The sequence below is a fragment of the Hydrogenophaga sp. PML113 genome (assembly GCF_001777155.1).
Classification (GTDB): Bacteria; Pseudomonadota; Gammaproteobacteria; order Burkholderiales; family Burkholderiaceae_C; genus Hydrogenophaga; species Hydrogenophaga borbori.
This window is the reverse complement of the sequence record NZ_MIYM01000011.1, coordinates 1-25,497: the sequence shown is the minus strand read 5'-3', so window position 1 is coordinate 25,497 and position 25,497 is coordinate 1. Positions and strand designations below refer to the sequence as shown.

At 70.2% G+C, this 25,497-nt stretch carries 23 protein-coding genes; 6 read left to right on the top strand and 17 right to left on the bottom strand.

All coding sequences use genetic code 11. The features are described 5' to 3' along the window. Positions 1–74 precede the first annotated feature (74 nt). From BHU06_RS18525 to BHU06_RS18515, 3 genes are all read right to left on the bottom strand, one after another. Positions 75–431, bottom strand: a complete 357-nt coding sequence (locus tag BHU06_RS18525) for a hypothetical protein (RefSeq protein ID WP_070400697.1) — start codon at positions 429–431, stop codon at positions 75–77. Positions 432–525: 94 nt separating this feature from the next. After that, positions 526–2,490 (bottom strand): hypothetical protein, encoded by a 1,965-nt coding sequence (locus BHU06_RS18520; protein WP_070400696.1) that lies wholly within the window; start codon positions 2,488–2,490, stop codon positions 526–528. 64 nt (positions 2,491–2,554) lie between these two features. Beyond that, positions 2,555–3,418, bottom strand: coding sequence for a LysR family transcriptional regulator (locus BHU06_RS18515; protein ID WP_070400695.1), 864 nt, complete (start codon positions 3,416–3,418; stop codon positions 2,555–2,557). Between the two features lie 74 nt (positions 3,419–3,492). Between BHU06_RS18515 and BHU06_RS18510 the strand changes: the two genes are divergently transcribed. Beyond that, positions 3,493–4,437 carry a DMT family transporter gene (locus BHU06_RS18510; protein WP_083293307.1) on the top strand — a complete coding sequence of 315 codons (945 nt, stop codon included), beginning with the start codon at positions 3,493–3,495 and terminating at the stop codon, positions 4,435–4,437. Here BHU06_RS18510 and BHU06_RS18505 read toward each other — a convergent pair. Together BHU06_RS18505 and thiD are read right to left on the bottom strand one after the other, a co-directional pair. Next, positions 4,385–4,885 (bottom strand): Dps family protein, encoded by a 501-nt coding sequence (locus tag BHU06_RS18505; RefSeq protein ID WP_070400693.1) that lies wholly within the window; start codon positions 4,883–4,885, stop codon positions 4,385–4,387. The genes BHU06_RS18510 and BHU06_RS18505 overlap by 53 nt on opposite strands. An 84-nt stretch (positions 4,886–4,969) precedes the next feature. After that, positions 4,970–5,776 carry a bifunctional hydroxymethylpyrimidine kinase/phosphomethylpyrimidine kinase gene (gene thiD, locus BHU06_RS18500; protein ID WP_070400692.1) on the bottom strand — a complete coding sequence of 269 codons (807 nt, stop codon included), beginning with the start codon at positions 5,774–5,776 and terminating at the stop codon, positions 4,970–4,972. A 305-nt stretch (positions 5,777–6,081) separates the two neighbouring features. Between thiD and BHU06_RS22885 the strand changes: the two genes are divergently transcribed. The 4 genes from BHU06_RS22885 (at position 6,082) to BHU06_RS18485 (ending at position 11,002) form a co-directional block, all read left to right on the top strand. Next, a complete protein-coding gene (locus tag BHU06_RS22885; protein WP_175442883.1) occupies positions 6,082–6,237 on the top strand; it encodes a hypothetical protein in 156 nt (51 codons plus the stop codon). After that, on the top strand, positions 6,234–8,375 hold the full coding sequence (locus BHU06_RS18495; protein WP_070400691.1) for a TonB-dependent receptor: 2,142 nt from the start codon (positions 6,234–6,236) through the stop codon (positions 8,373–8,375). Before BHU06_RS22885 ends, BHU06_RS18495 begins: the two co-directional genes overlap by 4 nt. A gap of 151 nt (positions 8,376–8,526) precedes the next feature. Beyond that, the gene (locus BHU06_RS18490) at positions 8,527–9,690 is read left to right on the top strand and encodes an ABC transporter substrate-binding protein (protein WP_070400690.1); all 1,164 of its coding nucleotides are present in this window, start codon (positions 8,527–8,529) and stop codon (positions 9,688–9,690) included. A gap of 133 nt (positions 9,691–9,823) precedes the next feature. Continuing rightward, positions 9,824–11,002 carry an ATP-binding protein gene (locus BHU06_RS18485; RefSeq protein ID WP_175442882.1) on the top strand — a complete coding sequence of 393 codons (1,179 nt, stop codon included), beginning with the start codon at positions 9,824–9,826 and terminating at the stop codon, positions 11,000–11,002. 14 nt (positions 11,003–11,016) lie between these two features. Here BHU06_RS18485 and BHU06_RS18480 read toward each other — a convergent pair whose 3' ends face one another. From BHU06_RS18480 to BHU06_RS18455, 6 genes are read right to left on the bottom strand one after another with little or no spacing between them, the layout of a single operon-like run. Further along, positions 11,017–11,430 carry a RidA family protein gene (locus BHU06_RS18480; RefSeq protein WP_070400688.1) on the bottom strand — a complete coding sequence of 138 codons (414 nt, stop codon included), beginning with the start codon at positions 11,428–11,430 and terminating at the stop codon, positions 11,017–11,019. 4 nt (positions 11,431–11,434) lie between these two features. Next, positions 11,435–13,054: an AMP-binding protein gene (locus tag BHU06_RS18475; protein ID WP_070400687.1), complete on the bottom strand. Its 1,620-nt coding sequence runs from the start codon at positions 13,052–13,054 to the stop codon at positions 11,435–11,437. Positions 13,055–13,068: 14 nt separating this feature from the next. Further along, positions 13,069–14,265, bottom strand: a complete 1,197-nt coding sequence (locus BHU06_RS18470; RefSeq protein ID WP_175442881.1) for an acyl-CoA dehydrogenase family protein — start codon at positions 14,263–14,265, stop codon at positions 13,069–13,071. Between the two features lie 4 nt (positions 14,266–14,269). Further along, positions 14,270–15,121 carry an enoyl-CoA hydratase family protein gene (locus BHU06_RS18465; RefSeq protein WP_070400686.1) on the bottom strand — a complete coding sequence of 284 codons (852 nt, stop codon included), beginning with the start codon at positions 15,119–15,121 and terminating at the stop codon, positions 14,270–14,272. Further along, a complete protein-coding gene (locus tag BHU06_RS18460; protein WP_070400745.1) occupies positions 15,118–15,606 on the bottom strand; it encodes a MarR family winged helix-turn-helix transcriptional regulator in 489 nt (162 codons plus the stop codon). Before BHU06_RS18460 ends, BHU06_RS18465 begins: the two co-directional genes overlap by 4 nt. Before the next feature lie 14 nt (positions 15,607–15,620). Then, positions 15,621–17,984, bottom strand: a complete 2,364-nt coding sequence (locus BHU06_RS18455) for a bifunctional salicylyl-CoA 5-hydroxylase/oxidoreductase (protein WP_070400685.1) — start codon at positions 17,982–17,984, stop codon at positions 15,621–15,623. Between the two features lie 135 nt (positions 17,985–18,119). Here BHU06_RS18455 and BHU06_RS18450 point away from each other — a divergent pair, with 135 nt between their 5' ends. Continuing rightward, positions 18,120–18,446, top strand: a complete 327-nt coding sequence (locus BHU06_RS18450) for a DUF1840 domain-containing protein (RefSeq protein ID WP_070400684.1) — start codon at positions 18,120–18,122, stop codon at positions 18,444–18,446. Positions 18,447–18,461: 15 nt separating this feature from the next. On the opposite strand, the gene BHU06_RS18445 is transcribed toward BHU06_RS18450, so the two are convergent. From BHU06_RS18445 to BHU06_RS18420, 6 genes are all read right to left on the bottom strand, one after another. Continuing rightward, complete coding sequence (locus tag BHU06_RS18445) at positions 18,462–19,451, bottom strand: tripartite tricarboxylate transporter substrate binding protein (protein WP_070400683.1); 990 nt, start codon at positions 19,449–19,451, stop codon at positions 18,462–18,464. Positions 19,452–19,675: 224 nt separating this feature from the next. Beyond that, complete coding sequence (locus BHU06_RS18440) at positions 19,676–20,662, bottom strand: tripartite tricarboxylate transporter substrate-binding protein (protein ID WP_070400682.1); 987 nt, start codon at positions 20,660–20,662, stop codon at positions 19,676–19,678. A gap of 114 nt (positions 20,663–20,776) precedes the next feature. Next, on the bottom strand, positions 20,777–22,033 hold the full coding sequence (locus BHU06_RS18435) for a phenylacetate--CoA ligase family protein (protein WP_070400681.1): 1,257 nt from the start codon (positions 22,031–22,033) through the stop codon (positions 20,777–20,779). Further along, positions 22,033–22,845 (bottom strand): ABC transporter ATP-binding protein, encoded by an 813-nt coding sequence (locus BHU06_RS18430; RefSeq protein ID WP_070400680.1) that lies wholly within the window; start codon positions 22,843–22,845, stop codon positions 22,033–22,035. Before BHU06_RS18430 ends, BHU06_RS18435 begins: the two co-directional genes overlap by 1 nt. An 82-nt stretch (positions 22,846–22,927) precedes the next feature. Beyond that, on the bottom strand, positions 22,928–24,259 hold the full coding sequence (locus BHU06_RS18425) for an ABC transporter substrate-binding protein (RefSeq protein WP_070400679.1): 1,332 nt from the start codon (positions 24,257–24,259) through the stop codon (positions 22,928–22,930). Between the two features lie 63 nt (positions 24,260–24,322). Then, positions 24,323–25,399 (bottom strand): branched-chain amino acid ABC transporter permease, encoded by a 1,077-nt coding sequence (locus tag BHU06_RS18420; protein WP_070400678.1) that lies wholly within the window; start codon positions 25,397–25,399, stop codon positions 24,323–24,325. Between the last annotated feature and the right edge of the window lie 98 nt (positions 25,400–25,497).

The following is a 25,497-nucleotide window of genomic DNA, read 5'->3' as shown; positions in this document are numbered from 1 at the left end:
CCGGCCGAATTTGTAATTCGCGGATATGTGCACATGCAAATCATTATTCACCAAAACGGCGAATGGTGCACGGTTCAGCGGCGGAAGTGTTGTTCGAGCTCGGTGAGCACGCCGTCGATGCCCTGCAGCGTGCCCGCGAGGTCGCGGCAGAGCTGCAGCCATTCCTGGCGTTGGGCGGCGTGCTGGGGGTCGGTGTCGGCGGCGATGAGCTGCACCGTGCCCTCGAGGTCGGCGCCGGCGCGCTGGCGCAGGCCCATGGCGTGGATGAACAGGCCGCGCGCGGTTTCCTGGGTGTCGCCCATGGCGGCGCGGGTATCGCCGCTGCTGGTCATCACGTCGGCCATCAGCAGGTTGCGGATGGTCTCCAGCGTGCCGGTCAGGTGGCGCATGCGCTCGCAGACGGCGACGAGCTTCTCGAAAGCGTTTTCCATGGCCCATCGACCTTAGCGCAGTGGGCGGTCGGTGTCCCGTGAAGGGGATCACGGGGCGCGCCGGGCGGATCGGCGGAGGGGCGCCCGCGGGGGATCAGTCCTCGCGCGCCTCCGCTTCGCGCGGCACGAAATCCACGTCGCGGCCGTCGCAGAGCAGTTGGCGGATGCGCACCGGCGCGCCGTGTTCGTCGAAGCACACCAGGCCGATGCCGCTGCCATTGAGCAGGCGCCGGCCGTGTGGTGTGCCCTCTGGCTTGCGCGGCGTGACCTTCATGTGCCGGCGCCGCGTGAAGCGGTTGAGCGGCGAGCGCGGCGAGAACAACCAGCGGTTGAGGTGGTCGAGCTTGTCGAGCAGGCCATCGGGGAAGCTGTTGCGCAAGCCGCTGCTGCAGATCTGCCAGATGTGCGGGCCCGGGTGGTCCATGGTCTGGCGCCGCCCGCGCGGGCGCAGTTGCACGTCGTAGACGAAGGAGTAGTGCACGTCGCCCGACAGCACCACGAAGGTCTGGGGCGTCTTCGGGTGGCGAAAGATGTTGAGCATGGCGCTGGCCGCGCCGGGGTGCGACATCCAGTTCTCGGCGTCCACCAGCAGCGGGTGGCCGAAGAAGCTGAAGACCCGTTGCACCGTTTCGATGAGCTTGACGCCGAAGATGGGGGCCGAGGCCACCAGCAGCACGGCGGGGTGGCCGCGCAGGGCCTGCTGCAGATCGGTGAGGGCTTCCCAGTCCATCAGACCCGAGGGCCGGCGCGGCGAGACCTCGGACCGCCAGCGGTGGGTGCGGCTGTCCAGCACCATCAGCGGCGGCGTGGTGGGCCACACGTAGTGCCAGTCGCGCCAGTGCAGCAAGCGCTCGATGAGCGCCTCGTGCGCCTCACCGCCGGGCTCGTCGAGCGCGGCCTGCGTCTGCTGCAGGAGTGTGTCGCCGCCGAAGGCCTCGGGCCGGTTGCCCCAGGCCTGGTTGAGCAGATAGGCGACGAGCGCATTGCCGATGACGCGGCGCGAGAACGGGTGGCCGTAGGCGACGTCCTCCCACTCGCGGCTGAGGTTCCAGTCGTCGGTGACGTCGTGGTCGTCGAAGACCATGGCCACGGGCAGGTGGGCGAGCGCACGCCGTGCGGCGGCCAGGCCTTGCTGGAAACCCGCGATGGCGCGCGATTCGCTCGCGTAGCGTTCGGCGTTCTCTTCGTCCAGTCCGGGCGGTGGCGACAGGTCCAGGCCCTGCCAGGGCAGGGGCGACCAGGCCAGCAGGTACATGGCCAGCACCTCGCCCAGGGTGATGAGGTGGTTGTGCGCGTTGTCGGTGGTGAAGATAGGCTTCTTCACGCCCTCGAACACCAGGTCGATCAGCCGCTCGCTCTTGGGCGTTCGGGGCAGCAGCCGCTCGCGCCGGTAGTAGGTGTCGGGGTGGGCAAGCAGGTCGCTGGTGCAGCGCACCGCGCTGCCGTCGGCGCCGGCGATGGCCTCTTCGCGCAGGCCCAGGCGCTGCATGAGGCCGTGGATGGCGCGCAGCATGGGGCCGGCCACGTCGTCGCAATAGACCTGGTCGCCGCTGAGCACGAGGGCGGAGGGCCATGGCGTGGTCTCGCTAGTCGCCCCGCTCAGCAGCTGATCGAGGTGCGCGTCGGCGCGCGCCAGGCCGTCGCCGCCGCCCGCGTGGTGCGGCTTGCGACAGGAGCCATGCAGCAGCGCGCGCACCTCGGGCGCGAAGCGCAGGCCCGGGGTGTCGCGGCCGGGGTAGCTGAGGGCGGGGTCGTCGAGCGCGGTCCAGGTGCCGTCGGCGTGGCCGAACTCAAAGCGGTAACCGGTCCAGGCGCCGGGCACCAGATCGGCGTCGAGTTCGAGATCGACCAGCAGGATCGCCAGGCGCTCGCCGGCGCGCAGGGTGTGCACGGCGGGGCTGTGGGTGGTGGGGGGGCCATCCTCCGGCAGGAGGGTGAGGCGCACGCGCGCGGGGGCCTGGCTGCAGGCCAGCCACCAGGCGATGCGCCGCGCCTGCACGCGGCGCAGCACGGGTCCCGCGAGCACGGGCGGCAGGGAATCGGGTGAAGCCTCGGTCATGCGCGGACATTGTGGCGGGCCTGTGTGAAGCCGGCCGCGGCGCGCCAGCGGCAGGGGCGCCGGCTCACGCCGCCTGCCGCAGCGTCTGCACCAGCACGCGGTGCAGCGCGTCCACCGCGGGCGAGCCGCGCGAGGCGCGGCTGCGGTAGGCCGCCACGGCCATGGGCGCGAGCGGCCCGAGCCCGTGTTCGGGGCCCAGCACCTGCAGGTGCGGTGGCGCGCTGCACTGCGTGAGCACGGCCACCGCCAGGCCGCTCTCCACCGCCGCGATCTGGCCCGCCAGGCTGGAGCTGTGGTACACGACCCGGTGCCGGCGGCCCTGCAGCGACAGCGTGGTCAGGGCGTGCTTGCGCGCCAGGCTGCTGTCCTCGTACACCGCGATTGGCAGGGGGTCGCGGCGCCAGACGTCGAACTGCGGAGAGCCCACCCACACCAGCGGTTCGTGGAACAGCAGGCTGCCGCGCTGCGCGTGGTCGCGCGAGACCAGGGCGAGGTCCAGTTCGCCGCGGGCCACGCGGGGGATCAGCCGGGTCGATTGCTCGCAATCGAGTTCGATCTCCACCGCCGCGTGCCGCGCGGCGAAGCGCTTGAGCACGGGGGTGAGGTAGCGCGCGGCGTAGTCGTCTGGCACACCCAGGTGCACGCGGCCCATCAGGGTGTCGGGGCGCAGGGCGGCGCGGGCCTCGGCGTGCAGGTCGAGCAGGCGGCGCGCGTAACCCAGCAGGGCCTGGCCATCGGGCGTGAGCTCGAGCCGGCGCGGTCCGCGCAGCAGCAGCGGCCGGCCCACCGCGCGCTCCAGTTTCTGCAGTTGCATGCTCACCGCCGACTGCGAGCGGCTCACCTCGGGCGCGGCGGCCGAAAGCGAGCCCGCGTCGACCACGGCGACGAAACACTTGAGCCAGTCGATCTGCAGGTCGTCGGCGCGCATGAATCTGGTTATCGAATGAAAGTCATGCGAATTATCCGTTTCTCGAAAAATTGTCTGGAGCCCACAGTGCGGGCATGGACGCCCCTGAACACACGGAACGCTTGGCCGCCTGGCGCATGGCCGCGGGCGGCCTCATCCTGGGCACGCTGGGCGTGTTCCTGCTGGAGTCGGGCAGTGACCCGGCCTCGGCCGCCTGGTTCCGCTGCGCCTTCGGGCTGCTGGCGCTCACGCTGTGGGCCTGGGCCGCGCGGCGGGCGCCGCTGTGGCGCCTGCCGGCCGGCACGGTGGGGCGCGTGGCGCTCGCCGCCGGCCTGGTGGTGCTGAGCTGGGTGGTGTTCTTCGCGGCCATCCAGCGCCTGTCGGTGGGTCTGGCCACGGTGGTCTTTCACGTGCAGCCGCTGTGCCTGATGGTGGCCGGCGCCTGGTGGCTGGGCGAGCCCTTGCCGCGCGCCCGCCTGGCCGCCGCGCTGCTGGCCCTGCTGGGGCTGTCGCTGGCCACGGGCCTGGTGGGTGGGGTCGGGGCCGCGGTGTCGATGGCCGGCGTGGGCCTGTGCCTGGTGGCCGTGGTGGGCCAGACGGTGGTGGGCCTGCTGCTGCGCGCGCGCACGCCGGTGCCGCCGCTGGCCCTGGCCTGGTGGCAGTGCGCCGTGGGCGCGCTGGCCTTGTGGCCCTGGGTGCTGGTGGCGGGCTGGCCCGCCTGGGGCCCGGCCTGGGGCTGGCTGGCGGCGCTGGGCGTGGTGCACACGGGGCTGGCCTATGTGCTCATCTATGGCGGCATGGCCCGGCTGACCACCTCGCGCACCGCCTTGCTGCAGTTTGTCTACCCCGGCGCCACGCTGGTGTGCGACGCCCTGGTCTATGGACGCTGGCTCGCACCGGGGCAGCTGGTGGGCGTGGCGCTGATGGCGCTGGCCCTGTGGTGGGGCAGCCGCCCCGCGCGCGGCGGCGCGGGCGGCGCCACGGACCTCACTCTTCCAGAAGGGCGCGCAGCATCCACGCGGTCTGCTCGTGCACGGTGAGGCGCTGCACCAGCAGGTCGGCGGTGGGCTCGTCGTTGGCCTTGTCGACCAGGTCGAACATGGCGCGCGCGGTGCGCGCCGCGCCCTCGTGGCCCTTGGCCAGGATGGCCACCATCTCCAGCGCCTTGGGCGGCGCGGACGGCGCGTCGGGCAGCGAGCTGAGCTTGGCGAACTCGGCGTAGCTGCCGGGCGCCACATGGCCCAGCGAGCGGATGCGCTCGGCGATCGGGTCCACCGCGTTCCACAGCTCGGTGTACTGCTGCATGAACATCGCGTGCAGGCTGTTGAACATGGGGCCGGTCACGTTCCAGTGGAAGTTGTGCGTGGTCAGGTACAGCGTGTAGGTGTCGGCCAGCAGGTGGCTCAGGCCCTTGGCGATGGCGGCGCGGTCCTTCTCGCTGATGCCGATGTTCACGGCCATGACGGGTTTGGCGGTCTTCTTGCTCATGGATGCGGGCTCCTGTAAGGGTGAACGACGGCCGTAGCTTATCGCCGCTGGCGTGTCGCCACGTTGACCGGGGTCAAGCGCGGCTCAGCGCCGCTGGGCCCAGCCGTGGTCGAGCGGGCCGTGGCCGTGGCCCAGGCGCCAGCCGGCCGAGGCCCGCAGCGCCGCGCGCACGTACTCGCGCGCGGCGGCCACGGCCTCGCGCAGGGTGTCACCGCGCGCCAGGCCGCAGGCGATGGCGCTGGACAGGGTGCAGCCGGTGCCGTGGGTGTTCGGTGTGTCGATGCGCTCGCCGCTCCAGCGCGCGACGCCCGAGCCGTCGAGCAGCAGGTCGGTGAGCACCGGGCCGCTCAGGTGACCGCCCTTGAGCAGCACGCCGCGCGCGCCCATGGCGCGCAGCTCGTGCGCGGCGCCTTCCAGGGCGTCGGCGTCGGGGATGGCGTGGCCCACGAACCAGCCGGCTTCGTCGAGGTTGGGCGTGATCACGGTGGCGCGCGGAAACAGCTCGGCCACCAGCACGGCCACGGTTTCCTGGGCGATGAGGCGGTCGCCGCTGGTGGCCACCATCACCGGGTCGAGCACCACGCGCTCCAGGCGGTGGCGGTCGATGGCGCGCGCCACGGCGCGCACCACCTCGGGGTCGTGCAGCATGCCGATCTTCACCGCGTCCACGCCGATGTCCTCCACCACGGCGTCGATCTGCTGTTCGAGCAGCGCCGGGGGCAGGGCCTGGATGGCGCGCACGCCCTGGGTGTTCTGCGCGGTGATGGCGGTGATGGCGGTCATGCCGAAGCAGCCGAGCGCGCTCATGGTCTTGAGGTCGGCCTGGATGCCGGCACCGCCGCCGGAGTCGCTGCCGGCGATGCTGAGGACGCGGGGGGGATGAAGGTTCATGTCGCAGGTTCCTGCCCCGGGGTCCGAGGGGACCGCGGCGGGCGTGCCCGATTGTTCCATCTGTTCGGGTTCGCCTGTCGTCACGGCGCCCCAGCCCGGTCTCGCCCGAGGCGCCGCGGCTTCCGGGGCGCATCGCCGGCCTGGCGCGGCCTGTCCGCGGGCGCGCGGCGGTGAAGGGTGTTCCGTTTCGACACACAACGGGCGTAGGTGAGGGTGGGGTATTGCCCCGCCGCTTGTGGCGCGGCGGACACCACACCCACAATGGTTCGGCCCGGCACGACCGGGTTCCACCAACGAGGAGACACATGACCCAAGGCCGATGGCACGGCCGGCAGGAGCGACGTCGCGGCCAACGATGGCACGACGCCATGTCGGTGATCGCCCAACCCCTGACCGGTGCCGAAATCGACAACCTGGCCACCTGGTACCTGGCTACGCCACCGAGCGTGCAGCGGCCATGAGGGCGCTTCGTCAAACCGTGCCGGGCGCCTGGCTCTGCTTGTGCGGTGGCGCGCTGGCCCAGGCGGTGCCCGCCCCCGATGGCGGTGCACTCGCGCCCGTGGTGATCACGGGCAACGCCAGTGCCGCGCAGCGCTGGCTGGGCAGTGCCAGCGTGGACGTGATCGATGGCAGCGAGCTGCGCGACGGGCAACTGCAGATCAACCTGTCCGAGGGCCTGGGGCGTGTGCCGGGGCTGGTCATTCGCCAGCGCGAGAACTACGCGCAGGACCTGCAGGTGTCGATCCGCGGCTACGGGGCGCGCGCCACCTTCGGTGTGCGCGGCGTGCGCTTGTTCGTCGATGGGATCCCCGCCAGCGCGCCCGACGGATCGGGCCAGGCGGCCAACTTCCCGCTGGGCAGCGCCGACCGCATCGAGGTGGTTCGCGGTCCCTTCGCCGCGCTGTACGGCGCCTCCAGCGGCGGCGCCATCCTGCTCTACACACAGGACGGCACGCGCCCAGGCGAGTGGCGGACCGGCCTGGCCGTCGGGCCCCATGGGCTCTGGCGCCTGTCCACGCAGGTGGCGGGGCAGACCGGCACGGCGGCCTCACCCGGCTGGTCCTATCTGCTCGACGTGGGCCGTTTCGAGACCGACGGCCAGCGGCCGCAATCGGCCGCGCGGCGCAGCACGGCCAATGCCAAGCTGTCGCGCGCGCACGAGGGCGGCCGCACCACGCTGGTGTTCAACCGCCAGAGCGCCTTTTCGTACGACCCCCTGGGCCTGTCGCGCGCGCAGTTCGACGCCGACCCCGAGCAGACCGATGCCAGCGCGATCAACTTCAACACGCGCAAGTCGGTGTCGCAGACGCAGGCCGGCCTGGCCTGGGACCAGTCGCTGGGCGGTGGGCACCGCATCGAGCTCATGGGCTACGCGGGCCAGCGCCGCGTGGTGCAGTTCCAGTCCATTCCCACCGGCGCGCAGGCCGCGCCGGGCAGCTCGGGCGGGGTGATCGACCTGGACCGCGACTACTGGGGCTTCAACGCGCGCTGGCGCCTGAAAACCGATTGGCAGGGCGGTGCGCTGGACCTGAGCGCGGGCCTGGCCATGGACCGCCAGAGCGACGCGCGCCGTGGCTACAACAACTTCGTGGGCACCACCCTGGGCGTGCAAGGCATCCTGCGCCGCGACGAGAGCAACCGCGCCGACACGCTGGATCCGTATCTGCGCGCCGCGTGGACGCGTGAGGACTGGACGCTCGAGGGCGGCGTGCGCCGTGTGCGCACGCACTTCGAGTCGAGCGACCGCTTCCTCGCCAATGGCGACGACAGCGGCAGCGCGCGCTACAGCGGCACACTGCCCGTGGTCGGCGCGCGCTGGCGCATCGCACCGAACCTGCAGGCCTTCGGCAGCGTGGGGCGCGGGCTCGAAACGCCCACGCTCAACGAGGCCGCCTACCGCAGCGGCGGCGGCGCCGGCCTCAACACCGACCTGAACGCCGCGCGCAGCACCAGCGCCGAGATCGGCTTGCGTGGGCGCCACGCCAACGGCATGTGGAACGCCACGCTGTTCGACATCCGCACGCGCGACGAGATCGTGGTGCAGAACAACACCGGCGGGCGCTCCACTTTCCAGAACGCCGGCCGCACCGAACGCCAGGGCCTGGAGCTGGCCGGTGAATGGGCCCTGGGCGAGTTCGCGCTGACGGGCGCCTACACCGCCATGAGCGCGCGCTACCGCGACGGCTTCCTCACCTGCACCGCAACCCTGTGCCCCAACGTGAACCCGCCCACCCCCATCCCCGCGGGCCGGCGCATGCCGGGCCTGCCGGCGCAACAGGTGTTCGCGCAACTGGCGTGGACGCCGCGCTGGGCCGCGCCCGTGGGCGGCGTGTTCACGCTGGAGGCCCGGCGCAGTGGACGCGTGTTCGTGAACGACCTCAACACCGACGCGGCCGAGGCCTACACCCTGTTCGCGCTGGGCGCGCGCTTCGAACAATCCACGGGGCCCTGGACCTGGCGCCAGTTCCTGCGCCTGGACAACCTGACGGACCGCCGCCACGCAGGCTCGGTCATCGTCAACGAAGGCAATGGCCGCTTCTTCGAGCCGGGCGCGGGGCGCTCGCTGTCGGCGGGCGTCGAGCTCACGCGGCGCTTCTAGGCCGACACCCCGCCATCGCGCGATCAACGGTCACCCTGGGCCGGTGAGCGTGAGCGCTCGCGTGCCAACGATCGGTAGCATGCGCGAGGTCTGCATACCGATATAGGGTATCTGCCAGCCCGCTGGCCGAACCGCCCAGGAGGCCCGTCCGATGCGTTCCCCGCCGCGCCCTGTCCCCATCGCTGGCCTGACCCGCCGCGCCTTTGCCGCCACTGCCCTCGGTGGGGCCGCCAGCCTGGCCGCGCCGGCCCTGCTGGCGCAGAGCAACCGCATCGTGCTGGGCCAGTCGGCCGCGTTCAGTGGGCCGGCCGCCCAGCTGGGCATCCAGTTCAACGCGGGCGCGCAGCTGTACTTCGATCACCTCAACCAGCAAGGCGGCGTGAACGGCCAGCGTGTCGAGATCGTGAAGCTCGACGACGGCTACGAGCCCGACCGCTGCGCCGAGAACACGCGCCAGCTGCTTTCGCGTGGCTGCACCGCGTTGTTCGGCTACATCGGCACGCCCACGAGCCTGGCGGCGCTGCCGCTGGCCACCAAGGCCGACACGCCTTTCATCGCGCCCTTCACCGGCGCCATGGGCCTGCGCCAGCCCTTCAACCGCCTGGCCTTCCACCTGCGCGCCTCGTACAACGACGAGACCGAGCTCATCGTGCGCCAGCTGACCGGCCTGGGCTTGAACAATGTCGCGGTGTTCCATCAGAACGACTCGTACGGCAAGGCCGGCCTGGACGGTGTGACGCTCGCGCTGCAGCAGCGCCAGCTCAAGCCCAAGGCGACGGCCACGGTGGAGCGCAACTCGGTCGACGTCGCCCAGGCCGTGGCCACCATCGTCGCGGCCAAGCCGCAGGCGGTGGTGCAGATCAGTGCCTACGCATCCTGCGCGGCCTTCGTGCGCGAGGCGCGCAAGGCCGGCTTCGGCGGCACCTTCTTCAACGTGTCCTTCGTCGGCACGCAGGCCCTGGCCGATGCGCTCGGCAAGGACGGCGCGGGCGTGGCCATTTCGCAGGTGGTGCCCAACCCCTTCTCCACCGCGCGCCCCATCACGCGCGAGTTCCTCGACGCGATCGCGCGCGGCGGCAACAAGGTGCAGCCCAACTACTCCAGCCTCGAAGGCTTTCTGGCCGCACGCCTGCTGGCCGAAGGCGCGCGCCGCGCGGGCGGCCGCGTCGGCGCGGGCACGCTCGTGAGCGGGCTCGAAGCCATCGGCGACACCAGCTTTGGCGGTTTCAGCATCTCGCTGAGCGCCGACAACCACGTCGCCTCGCGCTTCTCCGAGCTGTCGATGCTCACCGGCGACGGCCGCGTGCGCACCTGACAGTTCTGACAGGGGAAGGGGCGTCAGGATTGACAGGTGTCCCTTCTGGGGCAGGGCTGGTGCCGTCTGGCCGAACGTTGCATGATGCGGCAAACACGCCCCAGGGCGAGTTGTCACCGAGCGAGTGCCTGCCGTGTCGAACCGTCCCTTGTTGTCCGTGTTACCCGTGGCCGAATGGCCGCTGCCCCCGGGCGACCGGTTGCCCTGCGCGCTGCTGCTGATCACCGCCGACGGGGTGGTGCACAGCGCCAATACCACGGCGCACGCGTGGTTCGAAGGCCAGGCCCATCCGATGACGCCGCTGGCCCACTTCCTGGGCATCTCCGAACACGACGAGCGCATGGCGGCACTGGACGGGTTCGTCGAGGGCCTGCGGCACACGGGGCAGATGCGCGAACTGCGGCTGGCCCTGTACCGCCATACCGGTGAGCGCTTCTCGGCCCTGCTCATCGGTATGCCCTTGATCGATCCGAGCGGCCTGTACCTGGGCTTCGACGCCATGGTGCTCGACCTGTCTCGCTGGCAGGACCGCGAGACGCTGGTGCCCTACACGCGCGCCGAGAACCTGCAGGCGCAACTGGAGTCGCGCACGCGCTCGCAGGGCCTGGCGCTGCGCGACATGGACGCCTTCGCGCAGATCCTGTCGCACGACCTGCGTTCGCCGCTGCGCCACGCCCGGGGCTACCTGCGGCTGATGCGAGAACACGCGGAGAAGGTGGACGACCCGGTGCAGCGGGAGTACACCCAATCGGCGATGCAGGCCATCGAAGGCATGAACGGCATGCTCGATGCCCTGCTGGATTTCACCCGCCTGTCGCGCGTGCGCGTGGAGGCGCAGGCCGTGCCGCTGGGGCCGCTGGTGCAGGGCCTGCTGGTGCATTTGAACCGCCATCCCCACGCGGCCCGTGTGGCGTGGCGCATCGACCCGGACCTGCCGGTGGTGCGCGGCGACCCGATGCTGCTGGCGCAGGCCTTCTCGCATGTGCTCGACAACGCGCTGAAGTTCACGCGCTCAGTGCAAGAACCCCGGATCGAGGTGGGCTGGCAGGAAGCGACCGATGGCACGCGGTTGTTCTACGTGAACGACAACGGCGTGGGTTTCGACCGGCGCGCGGCCGACAAGGTGTTCACGCTGTTCCAGCGCCAGCACCACTCGCTCGACTACGAGGGCATGGGCGTGGGCCTGGCGCTGATGCGCCGCATCATCGAGCGCCACGGCGGCATCGTGCGCTGCGAGTCCTCGCCCGGCCAGGGCTGCCGGGTGAGCTTCACGCTGCCCCCCGACCTGGCGGACAGCGCCCGCGAGGGCTGAGGCCCGGCCCTGGCTCAGCCGGCCTGGCCCACCGGGTCCGGCAGCACGGCCGTGACCTCGATCTCCACCTTGGCGCGCGCCTCGACCAGCCGGCGCACCTCCACGCAGGTCATGGCGGGGAAGTGCTTGCCCATGACCGCGCGGTAGGCCTCGCCGAGCTCGCGCAGGCGGGCGTTGTACTCGTCGCGGTCGAGGATGTACCAGGTCATGCGCACCATGTGTTCGGGACCGGCGCCGCCGCTGCGCAGCACGTCGTGCACGTTCTGCAGGGCCTGGCGCGTCTGTGCGATGAAGTCGTCGCTTTCGAACCGCTGCTGGCTGTTCCAGCCGATTTGGCCGCCGACGAAGATCTGCGTGCCGCGCGCGGCGATGCCGTTGGCGTAGCCCTTGGGTGGCGTCCAGCCGTCGGGGTGGAGGTGTTGCAGCATGGTGTCAGGCCTTGGCGGGGGAAGCGTTTTGACGAAGGGCGAAGCGTTGCAGCTTGCCGGTTTCGGTGCGGGGCAGCCGTTCGACGAAGACCACCTCGCGCGGGTACTTGTAGGGCGCCATGCTGGCCTTGGCGTGGTCCTGAAGCGCCTTGACCATGGCCGCGTCGCCCGCGTGCCCGGGCTTGAGCACCACGTAGGCCACGATCACCTGACCGCGCTCCTCGTCGGGTCGCCCGACGACGCCGCACTCGGCCACGGCCGGGTGCGCCAGCAGCGAGGACTCGACCTCGGGACCGGCCACGTTGTAGCCCGCCGTGATGATCATGTCGTCGGTGCGCGCCTGGTAGAAGTAGTAGCCGTCCGCGTCGCGCTGGAAGGCGTCGCCGGGGAAATTCCAGCCACCTTGCACGTACTGCGCCTGGCGCGGCTCATCGAGGTAGCGGCAGCCGGTGGGGCCGATCACCGCCAGGCGGCCGATTTCGCCATCGGCCGCGGGTTGGCCGGCGTCGTTCACGATGCGCGCGGTGTAGCCCGGCACCACCGTGCCGATGGCACCGCGCCGCACGGCCTCGGGCGCGGCCGAGATGAAGATGTGGAACATCTCGGTGGCGCCGATGCCGTCGAGCATCTCGATGCCGCTGGCCTGTTTCCACAGCTGGCGCGTGGCATCGGGCAGGCCCTCGCCCGCGCTCACGCACAGGCGCAGCCGGCCGATGCCGTGCTGCTGCGCGAAGGGCGCCATCTGCCGGTAGAAGGTGGGCGCGGTGTAGCAGATGGTCGCGCCCTTGTCGGCGATGAGCTTGACCATGGCCTCGGGCGTGTAGGCGATCGAGGGGAAGTAGACCGAGCAGCCGGCCCACATCGGGAAGATCAGCAGGCCGCCCAGGCCGAAGGTGAAGGCCAGCGGCGGTGAGCCCACCACCACGTCGTCGGGCGTGGCGCGCAGCACGTGGCGCGGCCAGCACTCGCAGGCGGCGAGCACGTCGCGGTGCGTGTGCACGGCGGCCTTGGGCACGCCCGTGGTACCGGAGGTGAAGGCCAGCAGCGCGATGTCCTCGCCCGCGGTGGGGCAGGGCGTGGCCTGAGCGGGCTGGCGCGCGGCCAGCGCTTCCAGGCCGTCGGCGGCGTCGGTGTTGAAGCGCAGCAGCGGCAGCGCGCTGCCGCAAGCCTCGAGCTCGCCGGTGAGCGCGGCGTCGCACAGCAGCAGCGCGGGCTGTGACTTGTGAATGATGCCCTGGAGCTCCTTGGCGCGCAGCAGCGGCATGGTGGCGACCACCACCAGCCCGGCCTGCACCACGGCCAGCCAGGCCAGCGCCATGGCCACCGAGTTGCCGCCGCGCAGCAGCACGCGGTTGCCGGGCACCAGGCCGTGTTCGCGCACCAGCAGGTTGGCGATGCGGTTGACCTGCTCGCGCGCCTGCGCATAGCTCAGCGTGCGGGCGTCGCTGCGCAGGAAGGGGCGCTCGGCGTGGCCCCGGGCGAAGGCCTGGTCGAACAGGGCCTGCACCAGGTTCACCTGCGCGGGAATGGCCTGCAGCTCGGGCGTGTCGAAGCGCAGCTCGGGCCATTGCCCCGGTGGGGGCAGCCGGTCGTGCACGAAGCGGTCGGTCTGGGCGGATGTCATCGGTGTCTCGTGGTTCAACGCAGGGCGTTCTTGCCGAGGATCAGGAGCTGCACCTCGCTCGCGCCCTCGTAGATGCGCAGCGAGCGGATGTCTCGGTAGAGGTGTTCCACCACCTCGCCCACGCGCACCCCGCGCCCGCCGAACATCTGCACGGCCATGTCGATCACGCGCTGCGCGTTCTCGGTGGCGGTGAGCTTGGCGGCCGCGGCGGCGGCGGTGTAGGCCGGCGTGCCGGCGCCTTGCGAAGCGCTTTCGTCGCGCATCCAGGCGGCGCGGTAGGTGAGCATCGCGCCCGCGTCGATCAGCGCGCTCATCTCACCCAGGCGCGCCTGGGTGAGCTGGAAGTCGGCCAGGTGCTGGCCGAACATCTCGCGCCGCTTCGCGTGGGCCACCGCCTCGGCGAAGGCGCGGCGTGCCATGCCCAGTGCGGCGGCGGCCACCGAGGCGCGGAAGATATCCAGGGTCTGCATGGCCAGCTTGAAGCCCCCGTCCACTGCGCCCACCAGCGCGTCGGCGCCGACGCGGCAGTCCTTGAAGCGCAGGGTGGCGAGCGGGTGCGGGGCCATCACGTCGATGTGCTCGGTGGTGTCCAGGCCCGGCGCGTCGGCCGGCACGACGAAGGCGCTGATGCCGCGCGCGCCGGCGTCGGGCGTGGTCTTGGCGAAGACCACGTAGAAGTCGGCCAGGCCGCCGTTGCTGATCCAGGTCTTGCTGCCATCCAGCGCCCAGCCGCCGTCCACCGGGCGGGCGCGGGTCCGCATGCCGGCCACGTCGGAGCCGGCCTCGGGTTCGCTGAGCGCGAAGGCGGCGATCTGCGCGCCACTGGCCACGGCGCGCAGGCGCTGTTCGCGCTGCGCCTCGCTGCCCCCGAGCGTGATGCTGCCGCTGCCCAGGCCTTGCATGGCGAAGGCGAAGTCGGCCAGCGGCGAGTGGAAGGCCAGGGTTTCGCGCAGGACCACGAGCGCGCGCGAGTCGAGCTTGTCGAGCGCGCCGCCGTGCGCGGCGGGCACGCAGTAGCGCAGCCAGCCGGACTCACCCAGGCGGCGCACCCAGTCGCGGCAGGCGCGGCGGTCGTCGGATTCGTCCACCTGTTGCGCGCCGGCCCAGTCGGCCAGGCCCAGGGCGAGCGCGCGGTGGTGCTCGCCGAAAAAGGGCAGTTCCCACTGCGCCTGCGGCGGGGTCATGCCATGGGGGCGGTCGAAGGCGACCATGGGCTCAGTCTCCCTCGAAGACCGGGCGCTGCTTCGCCGCGAAGGCCTCGTAGGCGCGGCGGAAGTCCTGCGTCTGCATGCAGATGGCCTGGGCCTGGGCCTCGGCCTCGATGGCCTGGTCCAGCGTCATGGCCCATTCCTGGTGCAGCATGGTCTTGGTCATGCCGTGCGCGAAGGTCGGGCCCTCGGCGAGCGAGGCCGCGAGCTTGAGCGCGGCCCCGGGCAGGGCCTCGGGTTCGTGCAGGGCATTGAAGAAACCCCAGGCCAGGCCTTCGTCGGCCTTCATGGCGCGGCCGGTGAACAGCAGCTCGCTGGCGCGGCCCTGGCCGATCAGGCGCGGCAGCAGGGCGCAGGCGCCCATGTCGGCGCCGGCCAGGCCTACGCGCGTGAACAGGAAGGCGGTGCTGGCGCGCGCCGTGCCCAGGCGCAGGTCGCTGGCCAGGGCCATCATGGCGCCGGCGCCGGCGCACACGCCGTCGATGGCGGCCACGATGGGCTGCGGGCAGGCGCGCATGGCGCTCACCAGCGCGCCCGTCATGCGCGTGAAGGCCAGCAGCTCGGGCATGGTCATCTTCGTCAGTGGGCCGATGATCTCGTGCACGTCGCCGCCGGAGCAGAAGTTGCCGCCCGCACCGGTGAGCACCACCGCCTTCACGTCGGTGGCGCGTTGCAGGCCGTGGAACCAGTCGCGCAGCTCGGCGTAGGAGTCGAAGGTGAGCGGGTTCTTGCGGTCCGGGCGGTTGAGCGTGACGGTGGCCACGCCGCCCGCGATGGACAGGGCGAAGTGCCGGGGCGAGGCCGGGGCCGGCGCGTACTGGCCGCGCATGGGGTTGTGGTCGGGGATGGGGTGTTTCATTCGATGGCGTCCGTCAGGCGCTGGTTGAGTTCGAGCTGGTGCTGCTTGACCTTGCCCAGCAGCTTGTAGAGCTGCTCGAGGTCGCGCGGCGACAGGCCCTCGAAGGCCTCCACGATCCAGTGCTCGTGCTGTTCGGCCATCTGGGTGAAGGCGCGACGGCCGCGCTCGGTCAGGCGCACGCGAAAGGCGCGGCGGTCGCCCTCGACGCCGGTGCGCTCGACCAGGCCCTCGGCCACGAGCTGGTCGGTGATGCCGGTGACGTTGCCGCCCGTGACCATGAGCCGGTGCGACAGCTCCTTCATCTTCAGTCCGTCCGGGTGACGTTCGAGCTGCGCCATCAGGTCGAAGCGCGGCAGCGTGGTGTCGAAGTGCTCCCGAAGCCCCGCACGCACGCGCTTCTCGATCAGCTGCGAGCAGGTGAGCAGGCGCAACCACAGGCGCAGCTCATGCGCGTGCTCGCTGTGCGCGCGCGCCTCGAGGTCCAGGTTTTCGAGAGCGTTCATTTGCTGGCCTCCTCTTCCTCTTGCGCCTTCATGGCTTGCTGGCGCGCGATCTCCCGGTAGAGCTGGTCGCGCCCGCTCAGGTAGGGCGCGGGCCAATCGATGGCGCGGGTCTGCAGCTTGGCGGCCTCGTGCAGCGTCCAGGCCGGGTTGGCCAGGTGCGGGCGGGCCACGGCGCACAGGTCGGCGCGGCCCGCGGCCACGATGCTGTTGGCGTGGTCGGCCTCGCTGATGGCGCCCACCGCCATGGTCAGGATGTCGACCTCGTTGCGCACGCGGTCGGCGAACGGTGTCTGGTACATGCGGCCATACACCGGCCTGGCCTGGCGCGTGGTCTGTCCCGAGGAGACGTCGATCACATCGCAGCCAGCGGCCTTGAACAGGCGCGCGATGGCCACCGCGTCGTCCGGCGTGTTGCCACCGGGTGCCCAGTCGTGCGCCGAGATGCGCACGCTCATGGGCCTGTCGGCGGGCCAGGCGGCGCGCATGGCCTGGAAGACTTCCAGCGGGTAGCGGCAGCGGTTCTCCAGCGAGCCGCCATAGGCGTCGGTGCGCTGGTTGGTGAGCGGACAGATGAAGGCCGAGAGCAGGTAGCCGTGCGCGCAGTGCAGCTCCAGCCAGTCGAAACCGGCGGCGGCGGCGCGCCGCGTCGAGTCGACGAAGGCGGCGGTCATGGCGTCCATGTCGGCGCGGGTCATGGCGCGCGGCACCTGGTTCTGCTCGCCGTAGGGCAGGGCGCTGGCCGACAGCAGTGGCCAGTTGTCGCTGGGCAGGGGCTCGTCGATCTGTTCCCAGCCCAGTTGCGTGGAGCCCTTGGGGCCGCTGTGGCCGAGTTGCAGGCCGATCTTCGCGCCGTCGCCCTCTTCATGGGCGAAGCGAACGATGCGCTCGAAGGCGCGCTGCTGCGCGTCGTTCCACAGCCCGGGGCAACCGGGGGTGATGCGGCCCTCGGGCGTGGGGCTGGTCATCTCGACCATCACCAGCGCCGCGCCGCCGGCGGCGCGCGCGCCCAGGTGAACGAAGTGCCAGTCGCCCACCACGCCGTCCTGCGCCTTGTACTGCGCCATGGGCGACACGACGATGCGGTTCTTCAATGACAGGCCGCGCACCTTCAGCGGCAGCAGCATGGGCGGCGTGGGGTGTTTCGCGGCCGCGCTGCCGGCGCGATTCGCGAGCCAGTTCTCGTAGCCTTCCAGCCAGCGGGCGTCGCGCAGGCGCAGGTTCTCGTGGCTGATGCGCTGGCTGCGCGTGAGCAACGAATAGGCGAACTGCTCGATCTCCATGCCGGTGTAGCGGTCCACGTGCTCGAACCACTCGGTGGAATTGCGCGCGGCGTTCTGGATCTTGAGCACCTCCACGCTGCGCCGGGCCTCGTAGGCCTGCAGCACCGTGGCGACGTCGGCCTCGGGGTGGCGCTCGAACTCGGTGGCCAGGTCGATGGCGTCCTCCAGCGCGAGCTTGGTGCCGCTGCCGATGGAGAAGTGCGCCGTGTGCGCGGCGTCGCCCATCAGCACGATGGGGGTGTTCCTGCCCTCGATGGCCTGCCAGTGCACCCAGGTTTTGCAGATCACGCGCGGGAAGCGGATCCAGATGGCCGAGCCGCGCAGGTGGCCGGCGTTGCTGATGAGGCGGTGGCCGTCGAGGTAGGGCGCGAAGAGCTTCTCGCAGAAGGCGATGCCGTCTTCCTGGCTCATCTGGTCGATGCCGTGCGCCTTCCACACGTGTTCGGGCGTCTCCACGATGAAGGTGGAGGTGTCGGCGTCGAACTGGTAGGCGTGGGCCTGGAACCAGCCGTGCTCGGTCTGGACGAAGGCAAAGGTGAAGGCGTCGAAGGTCTTCTTGGTGCCGAGCCACACGAAGCGGCACTGGCGGTTGTCGATGTCGGGCTCGAAGGTGCTGGCGTAGCGCGTGCGCACGCGGCTGTTGAGGCCGTCGCTGGCGATGACCAGATCGGCCCGGTACAACGCGGCCAGGGCCTGGTCGTCGGTGACGTCGGTCTCGAACACCAGCTTCACGCCGAGCTGCTGGCAGCGCGCCTGCAGCACGTTGAGCAGACGCTTGCGGCCAATGCCGCAGAAGCCGTGGCCGCCGCTGCGCACGCTGCGGCCTTTGTAGAAGACCTCGATATCGTCCCAGTGGTTGAAGGCGTCGCCGATTTCCTGCGCCGTTTCGGGGTCGGCCGCGCGCAGATTGCCCAGGGTCTGGTCGGACAGCACCACGCCCCAGCCGAAGGTGTCGAAGGGGCGGTTGCGCTCGACGACCGTGACCTCCAGCGAGGGCTGTCGCCGCTTCATCAACAGCGCGAAGTACAGCCCTGCCGGGCCACCACCGATGCACAGGATGCGTTGCAGCGACGTTTTCATGTTTAATTAGTTTAGACATGAAACATCAGCGAACAACCGGGTAAACCCTTGGCAGTGAAAGCCGTGTTACACCAGCGCACTGGCGTGGCCGCCCCCAAGGGAGTAAGGTCGGGCGTTCCGCGTTCGAGAAACGACATGAGTGTGTACCGCTTCAAATCCCGGGAGACCGGCGATCTCGTCATGCTGCCGGCGCACGGCAAGCGCATGCTGGAGATCCTGGGCAAGGACCCTGACAGCCCTGGGGTGCTGCTGCCTGACGACATGCCGCGCGCGATCGATGCGATCCGCGCCGCGGTGCTGGCCGAGGAAGCCGAGCACAAGCGCCTGCGCGACGAGGCCGAGGCCAAGGGCGAGGTCCCGCCGACGTTCGAGAGCGTGAGCCTGCGCATGCGCAGCACGCCCTTCATCGAAATGCTGCAGCGCGCCCTGAAGGAGCGCGTGGAGGTGGTCTGGGGGGTGTGAGCCCGCCCGCCGCCGTCAATCCACCTTCGCGCCCGAGGCCTTCACCACGGCCTCCCACTTGCGGATTTCCGCGTCGATCAGCGCCGCGAACTCGGCCGGCGTGTTGCCGCTGGGGATGGCGCCCTGGGCCAGCAGGCGTTCCTTCACCGCCGGGGCGCTGAGGGCCTTGGCGGTTTCCTGCTGCAGGCGGTTCACGGTGTCGGCCGGCGTGCCGGCCGGCGCGAGCAGGCCGAACCAGGAACTGGCCTCGAAGCCCGGCAGCTTGCCCGCCTCGGCCACCGTGGGCACGTCGGGCAGGGCGGCCGAGCGCACCGCGCTGGTCACGGCGAAGGCCTTGAGGTTGCCGGCCTGGATGTGCGCCATGGACGAGGGCAGGTTGTCGAACATCACGTCCACGCCGCCGGCCAGCAGGTCGGCCAGTGCCGGGCCCGAGCCGCGGTAGGGGATGTGCGTCATGAAGATGCCGGTGCGCGACTTGAACAGCTCGCCGGCCAGGTGGATGGAGGTGCCATTGCCGCTGGAGGCCATGTTCAGCCGCCCCGGGCGGGCCTTGGCGACCTTGATGAAGTCGGCCACGCTCTGGATGCCGAGCTCCTGCGCGCGCTTGGTGCCCATCACCATCACGTTGGGCACGCCGGCCACCAGGGTCACGGGCACGAAGTCCTTCTGCGGGTCGTAGGGCAGCTTGCTGTAGAGCGACTTGTTGATGCCGTGCGTGCCCACGGTGCCCATGAGGAGGGTGTAGCCGTCACCGGGCGACTTGGCCACCACCTCGGCGCCGATGTTGCCGCCCGCGCCCGCGCGGTTCTCCACCACGAAGCTCTGGCCAAAGGCCTTGCTCAGCTCGGGCGCGAGGGTGCGGGCCAGGATGTCGGTGGTGCCGCCCGGCGCGAAGGGCACGACGATGCGCACCGGCTTGTTTGGCCATGCACCCTGCGCGAGCGTGGCGGCGGGCAGGGCTAGGGCGGTGGCGAGGGCAATGAGGGATCGGCGGCTGAGGCGCATGCGGTGGTCTCCTGCTTGAACGGTCGGTGACCGTCAGCCTACTGGTCAGCGTCGGGGAGTCAACCGGAGGACTACTACCCGGCGAGCGCAGGTGTCAGCCCAGAGACACCCGCGCAGCGCGCACGGGTGAAAACCCAGAGACACCGCGGAACCGGCTTTGCCGGGCCGCAGGTGTCGCCCCCTTCAGGGGGGTGGCGCGAAGCGCCGCGGGGGGTGTTTCCCTATTAATCGGCGTACTGGCCGGCCGCGTCGATCACCACCTTGAGCTTGGCGATCTCGTTGGCCACGAACTTCTTGTGGCCTTCGGGCGTGACGCGGTCATCGGTCACCACGATGGCGCCCAGTTCTTCCTGGCGCTTGATGAACTCGGGGTCCTTGAGCGCGACCTTGAGGGCGTCATTGAGCTTTTTCAGCACGTCGGGCGGCGTGCCTTTCGGGGCGTACATGCCGTGCCAGATGGTGAGGTTGAAGCCCTTGAGGCCCATTTCCTGCAACGAAGGGTAGTGCTTGAGGATGGGGTGGTTGCTCAGCGGCTTGGCCGTGGTCACGGCGAAGGCCTTCACGCGGCCGCCCTCGATCTGCGCGGTGGTGTTGGTGGTCTGGTCGCACATCACGTCCACCTGGCCGCCGATGAGGTCGTTCATGGCCGGGCCGGTGCCGCGGTAGGCAATGGTGGTCATGGACTTGTCCAGCTTGACGGCGTGTTGCCACATCAGGCCGCAGATGTGCGAGGCCGAGCCCAGGCCGGCGTGCGCCAGGTTGAGCTTGCCGCCGTTGGAGCGGATGTAGGCCTCGAAGTCGCGGTAGGTATTGGCATTGAGCTTGTTGGAGCCCAGCAGCGTCATGGGCACGTCGTTGATGGCGCCCAGGTACTCGAAATCGTCCAGCGCGCTGAACTGCTTCTTCTTGTAGAGGCTGTCGGTGGCGGCCATGCCGATGTGCCACACGAGCAGGGTGTAGCCGTCTTTGGGGGCGCGGGCCACGCGGGTCGCGGCGATGGTGCCGCCGGCGCCGGCGGTGTTCTCGACCACGATGTTGGCGTTGTTGCCCAGCGGCTTGCGCATGGCCTCGGCGAGCTGGCGTGCCACGAGGTCGGTCGGGCCGCCAGCGGCGAAGGGCACCACGAAGGTGATGGGTTTGCTGGGGAAGGCCTGGGCGAACGCGCCCACCGCCAGGGTTGTGCCCAGGGCCAGGGTGACGAGCTGTTTCATGGTTGTCTCCTGTAGGGAGGTTAATGACCCGCGCATGCTATGCGGGCCCACGGGGGCGGCCATCGCGGGAAATACGTAGCCCCCCACCCGTACAAACCCCTGTCCCGGCGCCCTTCAGCGGTAGCTGCGGGCGTCCTCGATCACCTTGCCGTCGTTGGGCAGGCTGCCGGGCGCCACCAGCTCCACCTCGCCGCGCAGCTTGGTGATATCGCGCACGGCGGCGGCGATGCTTTCGCGCAGCGCCTCGGCAGCCTGGCCGCCCGGCTCGGCTTCCACGCGCAGGCAGAGCTGGTCGCTGGCCATCTCGCCGCTGACCACCAGGCGGGCCTTGCGGATCTGCGGGAAGCGGCGCGCGATGTCGGCCACCTGCGAGGGGTGCACGAACATGCCGCGCACCTTGGTGGTCTGGTCGGCGCGGCCCATCCAGCCCTTGATGCGCGGCGCCGTGCGGCCCGTGGGGCAGGCGCCCGGCAGCATGGCCGAGAGGTCGCCGGTGCCGAAGCGGATCAGCGGGTAGGCCGGGTTGAGCGAGGTGACCACCAGCTCACCGACCTCGCCTTCGGCCACGGGATCGTCCGTGCCTGGACGCACGATCTCCACGATCACCTGTTCCTCCACCACCAGGCCCTCGCGGGCGGCGGTTTCATAGGCCACCAGGCCGAGGTCGGCGGTGGCATAGGTCTGGTACACGGCCACGCCGCGTTCGGCGAACCAGGCGGTCAGGCTGGGCGGGCAGGCCTCTCCGCCCACCACCGCCTTCGTCAGGGATGAGAGGTCCGCGCCGGTCTCGGCGGCCTTCTCGATCAGGATGCGCAGGAAGCTGGGCGTGCCGGTATAGCCCTCGGGCCGCAGCTCGGCCATGGCCTGCAGCTGCTGTTCGGTCTGGCCGGTGCCGGCGGGAAAGACGGTGCAGCCCACCGCGTGCGCGCCCGACTCCAGGATGAAGGCGCCCGGTGTCATGTGGTAGCTGAAGGCGTTGTGCACCAGTTCGCCCGCGCGAAAGCCCGCGGCGAACAGGGCGCGGCCCGTGCGCCAGTAGTCGCGCGTGGCGCCCTCGGGTTCGTAGATCGGACCGGGCGACGCGTACAGGCGCGTCATCGCCGGTCCCCGCACCAGGGCGCTGAAGCCGCCGAAAGGGTCGCGGGCGACCTGGGCGCGCTGGCGTCCCAGCAGGCTGCTTTTGCGCGTGACCGGCAGCTTCGCCAGCGCGGCACGGCTGTTCACGCCGGCCGCGTCCACTCCGCTCAGGATCTCGGCGAAGGCTGGGCTGTGGGCCTGCGCGTGCGCGACCTGCCGCGCCAGCGCGGCCATCTGCTCGGCCTCTCGTTGCGCGGGGGCGCGCGTCTCCAGCGAATCGAAGAACGGATTCATCACGCCAGCCACCTTTTCCTCCGCTTGTAGCTCTTCACGTCCTTGAAGCTCTTGCGTTCACCACCGCCCATGCCGAGGTAGAACTCCTTGACGTCCTCGTTGTTGCGCAGCTCGGGCGCGGGGCCGTCCATGACGATGCGCCCGCTCTCCATGATGTAGCCGTAGTCGGCGTAGCGCAGCGCCATGTTGGTGTTCTGCTCGGCCAGCAGGAAGGTCACGCGCTCCTTGTGGTTGAGGTCCTTCACGATCTCGAAGACCTCCTCCACGATCTGCGGCGCCAGACCCATGCTGGGCTCGTCGAGCAGCACCACGCTGGGGTTGGCCATGAGCGCGCGCCCGATGGCGCACATCTGCTGCTCGCCCCCGCTGGTGTAGGCGGCCTGGCTGGTGCGCCGCGTCTTCAGGCGCGGGAAGTAGGTGTAGACCTTCTCCAGGTTGCGCGCGACCTCGGCGCGGTCCTTGCGGGTGTAGGAGCCGGTCATGAGGTTCTCCTCGATGGTGAGGTGCGCGAAGCAGTGGCGCCCCTCCATGACCTGCACCACGCCGCGCTGCACGAGGTCGGCCGGCGAGAGGTTCTCGATGCGCTCGCCGCGCAGCTCGATGCTGCCCTTGGTGACCTCGCCGCGCTCGCCTTTGAGCAGGTTGGAGACGGCGCGCAGCGTGGTGGTCTTGCCCGCGCCGTTGCCGCCCAGGATGGCCGCGATCTGGCCCTCGCGCACGCTCAGCGAGACGCCCTTGAGCACCAGGATCACGTGGTTGTAGATGACCTCGATGCCGTTGACGTTGAGGACGATGGATGGGTCGGTGCTCATGGGGATTCCTTCGTGTCCATGTGCAAGGGCAGCGCGCCGCCCTTGCAGATGGCGCCGCGCGCGAGGCGCGGCGCAGGAGGGATCAGGAACCGCAGTCCGAGGCGGCCCGGCGCGACATCTTCTTGTCGGCCAGGTACTTGTCGGCGCCCGCCTTCACCATGGGCTTGATGATCTGCTCATCGGCCTGCATGAAGTCGGAGCTGAAGTTCCACTTGGCGCCGTCCCAGGTGTGCACGCGCGCCCAGGTCGAGCCCATGTGGTCGTTGCACGAGGTGGACAGCGGGCGCATGACGCCGGCGAAGCCCAGCGCGTCGAGCTTCTTCTGGTCCAGCGCCAGGTTCTCCAGGCCCCAGCGCACCTGCTCGCCCGTCATGACCTTGCCCTTGCCAAAGCGCTCCTGCGCGCGGCGAACGGCTTCCACGCCCAGCATCTGGATGATCACGCCGCGCGTGTACAGCACCGAGCCCACCTCGTCCTTCGGACCGGTGCCCTGGCCCTTGTCGTGCACCAGCTTGAGGATGTCCTGGATCACCTTGGGCTGCTGGCCCGAGGTGTTGAGCGCGAGCGCGTTGTAGCCCTTGGCGCCCTGGCCCACGTCCTTCACGTCGGGTTCGGCGCCGGCCCACCACACGCCGTACATCTTCTCGCGCGGGTAGCCCGTGGCCTGGGCCTCCTTGAGGGCGGTGGAGTTCATCACGCCCCAGCCCCACAGCAGCACGTAGTCGGGGCGGCTCTGGCGCACCTGCAGCCAGGCGGCTTTCTGCTCCACGCCGGGCGCGGTCACGGGGATCAGCTGCAGGTCGAAGCCGTGCATGCGCTGGCGTTCCTGCAGCAGGGGGATGGGTTCCTTGCCGAAGGGCGAGTCGTGGTAGACCAGGGCGATCTTCTTGCCTTTGAGCTTGTCCAGGCCGCCTTCCTTCTGGCCGATGTGCTGGATCAGGATGTCGGCGCCCGTCCAGTAGCTGCCCATGAGCGGGAAGTTCCACTTGAAGGCGTTGCCGTCCTGCGAGACCGACAGGCCGTAGCCCAGCGTGATCAGCGGGATCTTGTCGGTGGGGACTTTCTCGGTCAGCGCGAAGGTGATGCCGGTGGCCTGCGGGTCGAACAGGGTCACGCCTGGGCGGCTCTTGAGGCGCTCATAGCACTCCACGCCGCGGTCGGTGGCGTAGCCGGTCTCGCATTCCTCGAACGTGAGCTTGACGCCGTTGATGCCGCCATCGCGTGCGTTGATGAGCTTGAGGTAGTCCTGCTTGCCGTTGGCCCAGGGGGTGCCGTTGGGCGCGTAGGGCCCCGTGCGGTACGACAGGAGCGGGAAGAACTGCTCCTTGGCCTGGGCGAAGGCGCTGGTGGCCACCAGCGAAGTTGCGCCGCACGCCAGCGCGGCGACGGCAAGGACCAGATGGCGAAGCTTCATGGTTTGTCTCCTGTGGATGAAGTTGACGCGGGCGAAAAACGGGGAAGAAATTTCGGGGCGGGTTCAGTGGGGGAAGGGCCACAGCCGCAGCTTCTGCTTGCCGATGGACCACAGCTTGGCCAGTCCATGCGGCTCGACGATCAGGAACCAGACGATCAGGCCACCGAAGACCATGAGCTCGACGTGCGAGACGGCGGCGGTGGACAGGCTCACGCCGAACAGTTCGCCGAGAGCGGGCAGCGCCTGGTTGAGCACGATGGGCAGCACCACGATGAAGGCCGCGCCGAAGAAGGCGCCCATGATGGAACCCAGGCCGCCGATGATCACCATGAACAGCAGGCGGAAGGACAGGTCCACGCCGAAGGCGGCGGGCTCCCAGGCGCCCAGGTAGACGAAGGCCCACAGGCCACCGGCCACGCCAATGATGAAGCTGGAGACGGCGAAGGCGGTGAGCTTGGCGTACATCGGGCGGATGCCGATGACCGCGGCGGCCACGTCCATGTCGCGGATGGCCATCCACTCGCGGCCGATGGCGCTGCGCACCAGATTCTTGGCCAGCAGCGCCAGCACGACCAGCACCGCCAGGCAGAACAGGTACTTGCTCACCGCGCTTTCGATCGGCAGGCCGAAGATCTGCAGGTGGTTGACCGACACCGAACCCGAGGGCGAGTCGTTCACGAACCACTTCACGCGCAGGAACATCCAGTCGGCGAAGAACTGAGCGGCCAGCGTGGCGACAGCGAGGTACAGGCCCTTGACGCGCAGGCTGGGCAGGCCGAACAGCACGCCGAACACCGTGGCGCACAGGCCGCCCAGCAGCAGGGCGGGCACCAACGGCATGCCAGGGATGCGCACGAAGAAGTTGTAGGCCATGTAGGCGCCCACCGCCATGAAGGCGCCCGAGCCCAGCGAGATCTGGCCGCAGTAGCCCACCAGGATGTTCACGCCCAGCGCGGCCAGCGACATGATCAGGAAGGGGATCAGGATCGCGCGCATCATGTAGTCGCTGGCCAGCAGCGGCACCGCCACGAAGGCCAGTGCGATGAGGGCCAGCACGAGCCACCGGTCCTGGTCGATGGGGAAGATCTGCTGGTCGGCGCGGTAGGAGGTCTTGAACTGACCGTTTTCGCGATAGAACATGGTCAGCTCCTCAGACGCGATCGATGATCTTCTCGCCGAACAACCCTTGGGGTCGGAAGAGAAGGAAGACGAGGGCGAGCACGTAGGCGAACCAGATC